The 5,646-nt window shown below is 71.4% G+C and carries 3 protein-coding genes; all 3 read right to left on the bottom strand.

Annotation, left to right across the window (positions count from 1 at the left end; all coding sequences use genetic code 11):
* Positions 1 to 59: 59 nt before the first annotated feature.
* Positions 60 to 1,319 carry a hypothetical protein gene (locus DQW06_RS02165; RefSeq protein ID WP_041552872.1) on the bottom strand — a complete coding sequence of 420 codons (1,260 nt, stop codon included), beginning with the start codon at positions 1,317 to 1,319 and terminating at the stop codon, positions 60 to 62.
* Between the two features lie 332 nt (positions 1,320 to 1,651).
* A complete protein-coding gene (locus DQW06_RS02170) occupies positions 1,652 to 3,094 on the bottom strand; it encodes a dicarboxylate/amino acid:cation symporter (protein WP_013154949.1) in 1,443 nt (480 codons plus the stop codon).
* 673 nt (positions 3,095 to 3,767) lie between these two features.
* On the bottom strand, positions 3,768 to 5,537 hold the full coding sequence (locus tag DQW06_RS02175) for a biotin carboxylase N-terminal domain-containing protein (protein WP_117197871.1): 1,770 nt from the start codon (positions 5,535 to 5,537) through the stop codon (positions 3,768 to 3,770).
* Positions 5,538 to 5,646 lie beyond the last annotated feature (109 nt).

Raw genomic sequence — 5,646 nt, forward strand, 5'->3', positions numbered from 1 at the left:
GCCCCGGGCGGATCGCCCGGGGCCCTTCGCTCGTCATCGTCCCTTCGGTTGCGCGCGGGTCAGAAGTCGAAGCCGCCGAAGTCGCCTCCGCCGAAGTCGCCGCCCCCGAAGTCCCCGCCTCCGAAGTCGCCTCCGCCGAAGTCCTCTCCGGCGCCGACCTCACCGGCGCCCATGCCCATACCCATGCCCATCATCGACCCCATCATGGAGCCCATCATCATGCCGGTGAACATGCCCATCATCATGTTCATGCCGAAGTAGCCGCTCGCGTAGGGCGAGTAGGCCGGACCGGCGTCGTAGTACGGGCGGCGCTCGCCGTCCACCTCGACCAGGCGGACGTCGGGCTGGCCGCCGGTGCGCACCGCACGCGCGCAGTCGGCGCAGGCGGTGACCTCGCGGGGCGCGCCGCCGGGCGGGGCCCAGGTCACGTCCTCCACGGACGGGCCGTGCTGCGGGTTGAAGAAGCAGGGGCCGCGCCGCTCGGGCACCGGGTCGCCGTTGAGGCGGGCCCGGGTGGCGGTCATGTAGTAACGGCCGTCCTCCAGGGCACTGGTGACCAGCCTGACCTGCTCGGGCTCGCGGATGTTGTCCAGCTGGGCCTTGGCCTGGTCGTAGGCGTCCATGGCCTGGGAGTAGTCGTTGCGGGTGGCGTCGTCGACCTTGGAGACGTCGATCTCCAGCCGGGCGACGTCCTCACCGAGGCGCACGACGTCCTCGGTGGCCATCTGCCTGATCTCCTCCAGCTGCTTGGCCTTCTCGGCCTCGCGCTTCTTGCGGCTGCGGTGGACGAACCACGCGCCCGCGGCGACGACCGCCAGCAGGAGTCCGAGGAGCACGAACCCGGAGGTGGCCCCGGCAGCCTCGGCCTCCTCGACCTGGGTGGCGGCGTCGGGGATGGCGACGAGGGTGTCGACCTGGTTGCCGCCGCCCTCCCGGACGGCGAGCTGCTGGATGGCCTCGGTGTCCTCGACGTTGGGGGACAGCACCTGGAAGGTCTGGCTGCCCGCGAACACGCCGTAGACCCCGTCCCCGACCTCGTCCATGACGGGGTTCATCAGGGCGTCGAGACCGGCCTGGGAGGAGATGCTGTCGGTGGGCAGGATCACGTAGTAGACGGGGACGTCCGCCTCGGCGGCGGTCGACTCCAGGATTCCCTGCTCGGCCTCGGGGATCGCGTCGATGCTCGGGTCGATGAAGACGTTGTCGTTCCCGAGTTCCTCGGCGATCGCCTGGGCCTCGGGCGGTTGGGGTTGGGCGTCAGCCGAGGCGGGCGCCACCGCGGCGCTCACCATCGCCGCCGCGAGTCCGGCGGTCAGCACTGTGGGTGTTACCAAGCGGCGCAACATGATCGTTCCTCTCGCCTCCCTCTCCAACCTAGACGAACGGGCGCCCCTGCGGGGTTCCCCCTGTGCCGGATCTCACCGGTAGTACACGGTCTCATCCGCCGTACACAGCCCCATCCGCCATAAAAGGTCTCACCCGTACACACAGCCTCACTCGCACACGCAGCCTCACCCGTACACACAGCCTCACCCGCACACACAGCCTCACCCGCACACACAGTCCCGCCCGCAACACACAGTCCCGCCCGCAACACGCAGCCCATCCGCCGTGCACGCTCCCACCGGCCGCTGCGGACGGGGGCGGCGGGTCAGCCCTGGCCGGAGGCTCCGGCGGGAACCTTCTTCACGCCGGGCTCGCCGACCTCGCCCTCGACGTCGTCGTGCGCCTCGTCCAGCGGCACGAAGCCGGAGGCGTCGCGCGGCGCGTGGTAGCGGGCCACGTCCAGGATGCCCTCACGCTTGGCGACGATGGCCGGGACCAGCGCCTGACCGGCCACGTTGACCGCGGTGCGGCCCATGTCCAGGATCGGGTCGACGGCCAGCAGCAGGCCCACGCCCTCCAGGGGTAGGCCCAGGGTGGACAGGGTCAGGGTCAGCATGACGGTCGCACCGGTGGTTCCGGCGGTCGCGGCCGAGCCGATCACCGACACGAACACGATCAGCAGGTAGTCGGTGAGGCCGAGGCTGATGCCGGGGAAGAACTGGGCGATGAAGATCGCCGAGATCGCCGGGTAGATCGCGGCGCAGCCGTCCATCTTGGTGGTGGCGCCGAAGGGCACGGCGAACGCGGAGTAGTAGCGCGGCACGCCCAGGTTCTGCTCGGTCACGCGCTGGGTGACGGGCATGGTGCCCATCGAGGAGCGGGACACGAAGGCCAGCTGGACCGCGGGCCACACGCCGCTGAAGTACTTCACCGGGGACAGGCCGTTGACGCGGGCGAGCACCGGGTAGACGACGAACAGCACCAGCGCCAGGCCGATGTAGATGGTCAGCGCGAACTTGCCCAGGGCGCCGATGGTGGTCCAGCCGTAGCTGTACACGGCGTTGCCGAGCAGGCCCACGGTGCCGATCGGGGCCAGGCGGATGATCCACCACAGGGCCTTGAGCACGACCTGGAGCGCGGAGTCGGTGAAGGCGATGAAGGGCTCGGCGGCCTTGCCGACCTTGATCGCGGCGATGCCCAGGACGATGGCGATGACGATCAGCTGGAGGACGTTGAAGTCCAGCGAGGCGCTGAAGCTGCCGTCGTCGGCGCCGGAGACGCTCGCGCCCAGGCCGAGGAAGTTGGCGGGGACGATGCTCTCGATGAACGCCATCCAGGAGCCGGTGCCCGAGGGCTCGGCGGCGGTGGCCGCGTCCACGCCGCTGTTGACGCCGGGCCGCACGATGAGGCCCAGGGCGATGCCGATGCCCACCGCGACCAGGGCGGTCGCGCCGAACCACAGCAGGGTCTTCCATGCCAGTCGCGCCGCGTTGGTGACGTTGCGCAGGTTGGCGATGGAGGAGATGACGGCGAGGACGATCAGCGGCGGGACGATGGTCCGCAGCAGGGTGACGAAGGTCGAGCCGACGGTGTCGAGGGTGACGGCGAGCCAGTTGGTGGCGTCACCGGTCTCGGGGTCGGGCGGGCTGAGCTGGAAGGCGACGGCGCCCAGGACGACGCCGAGGACCAGGCCCGCCAGGACCTGTGCCGCGAACGGGAAACGGAGGGCTCTGCGCTTCTTGGGCGCGTCTGTGCTCTGTGCGGACACGGGATGGGACTCCAGTGGTGGTGAAGGCAGCCGGAGGGGTACGCACGGCGGAGCGGTCGGCGCCGCCGGGGTTTCCGGCACGGGGAACGGCGGGCATCACCGAGGGGATGGTGACACGGGGAAGAAGGGTGCGCGGCGCGCTGCCCGGAAGGGCGCGCGTGGACCTAGCGACACGCCTGACAGCCGCGGCGGCACAGGTCGATGTGCCACCGTCGCGTCAGTCCCCAGATGTTCGTCACAGACAAGGACAATAACGTTCGTTCCTTATCTATTCCATACGCGGGTGTCGACAACTTCCTGTCCCTGGCGCCACAACGTCCACTCCACGGGCACTGCGGCGCGTTCCGCCCGGCGCGGATGCGTCGAGGATCACTCGTTCCGCAGGGCAGGAGTCGCAGAAGCCCGCGCGGACCGTCCCAGGGCGGCTACGCTCCGTTCCGGGATGAGCGCTCCGTGTCCTGGGAGGGCGGATGCTGTTCGACCCCGTCAACGGCGGGTACGTGAACGTCGGTGCCCATCGGGAACGTGCGCGGGTCAGGCGCCCTGCGGTCCGGACATCGACCCGACCGACATCCCGAACCGCTGACCACGTGCGAGGGGGGAGGCACCGGCAGCCGGTACCTCCCCCCTCGCCCCTCGCCTGCGCGTGGCTCACCCGCGCGTGGCGCGGACGCTAGGCGTCCTTGATCTCGCAGACCACCGCGCCGTTGCCCACGGTCTCGCCCGCGGCGATCCTCAGGCCCGTCACCGTCCCGGCCTTGTGCGCGTTGAGCGGCTGCTCCATCTTCATCGCCTCGATGACGACCACGGTGTCGCCCTCGGCGACCTGCTGGCCCTCCTCGGCCACCAGCTTGACCACGGTGCCCTGCATCGGCGAGACCAGCGAGCCGCCGCCCGCCGCCACGGTGTTCCCGCCGCCCTTGCGCGCGGTCCGCTTCCTGCGGCTCTGACCGCCACCGGCGGGGGCGGCGGCCGAGGCGCCCAGCCCGGCGGGCAGGACCACCTCCACACGCTTGCCGCCCACCTCGACGGTGACCCTCTCTCGCTCGGCCTCGACGGGCTCGCCCGGAGTGCCCGACCACGGCTCGATGGTGTTCTCGAACTCGGTCTCGATCCACCGGGTGTACACCCCGAACGGCTGCTCGGGGTCGGCCGGTGCGAAGGCCGGGTCGCTCACCACGGCCTGGTGGAACGGGATCACCGTGGGCATCCCGCCGACCGTGAACTCGGCCAGGGCCCGCCGCGAGCGCTGGAGCGCCTCCTGGCGGTTGCGGCCCGTCACCACGAGCTTGGCGACCATCGAGTCGAAGGCCTGGGGCACCGTGAAACCGGCCTCGCAGCCGGTGTCCACGCGCACGCCCGGGCCGCCGGGCAGGTTCAGCTCGGTGATGGTGCCCGGCGCGGGCATGAAGCCCCGCCCGGCGTCCTCGGCGTTGATGCGGAACTCGAAGGAGTGCCCCCGCACCTCGGGGTCGCCGTAGCCCAGCTCCTCGCCGTCGGCGATGCGGAACATCTCCCGCACCAGGTCGATCCCGGTGACCTCCTCGGTCACGGGGTGTTCGACCTGGAGACGGGTGTTGACCTCCAGGAAGGAGATGGTGCCGTCCACGCCCACCAGGAACTCGCAGGTGCCCGCGCCGGTGTACCCGGCCTCGGCGAGGATGGCCTTGGAGGAGCTGTGCAGCCGCTCCATCTGCTCCGCGGACAGGAACGGCGCGGGCGCCTCCTCCACCAGCTTCTGGTGGCGCCGCTGGAGCGAGCAGTCGCGGGTGGAGACCACCACGACGTTGCCGTGGGTGTCGGCCAGGCACTGGGTCTCCACGTGCCGGGGCCGGTCGAGGTAGCGCTCCACGAAGCACTCGCCCCGGCCGAAGGCGGTGACCGCCTCGCGCACCGCGGACTCGTAGGCGTCGGCGACCTCGTCCAGGGTGTGGGCGACCTTGAGGCCGCGCCCGCCGCCGCCGAAGGCGGCCTTGATCGCGATGGGCAGGCCGTGCTCCTCGGCGAAGGCCACGACCTCCTCGGCCGACTCCACGGGGTCGGCGGTGCCCGCCACCAGCGGGGCGCCGACCTTCTGGGCGATGTGGCGGGCCTGGACCTTGTCGCCCAGGGCGGTGATCGCCGAGGGGGGCGGACCGATCCAGGTCAGCCCGGCGTCGATGACGGCCCGGGCGAAGTCGGCGTTCTCGGCCAGGAACCCGTAGCCGGGGTGGACGGCGTCCGCCCCGGAGGCCTCGGCCACCGCCAGGAGTTTGGCGATGTCCAGGTAGGAGTCGGCCGGGGTGGCCCCGCCCAGCGCGTGGGCCTCGTCGGCGACCTTGACGTGCAGGGCGTCCAGGTCGGGCTCGGCGTAGACGGCGACGCTGGCGAGTCCGGCGTCGCGGCAGGCGCGGGCGATGCGCACGGCGATCTCGCCGCGGTTGGCGATCAGTACTTTACGCACGGTGGGAAATCCTTCCGGTCGGCGCGGGGCGGGCAGCGCGCCGTCCGCTCCATGGTGAGTCTGCGGGTGGGGACGGCGGGGTCATCGCGTGCTCAGCCGCCAGGCGCCG

The organism is Nocardiopsis sp. TNDT3, from assembly GCF_003427465.1.
In the GTDB taxonomy this organism is placed as follows: Bacteria; Actinomycetota; Actinomycetes; order Streptosporangiales; family Streptosporangiaceae; genus Nocardiopsis; species Nocardiopsis dassonvillei.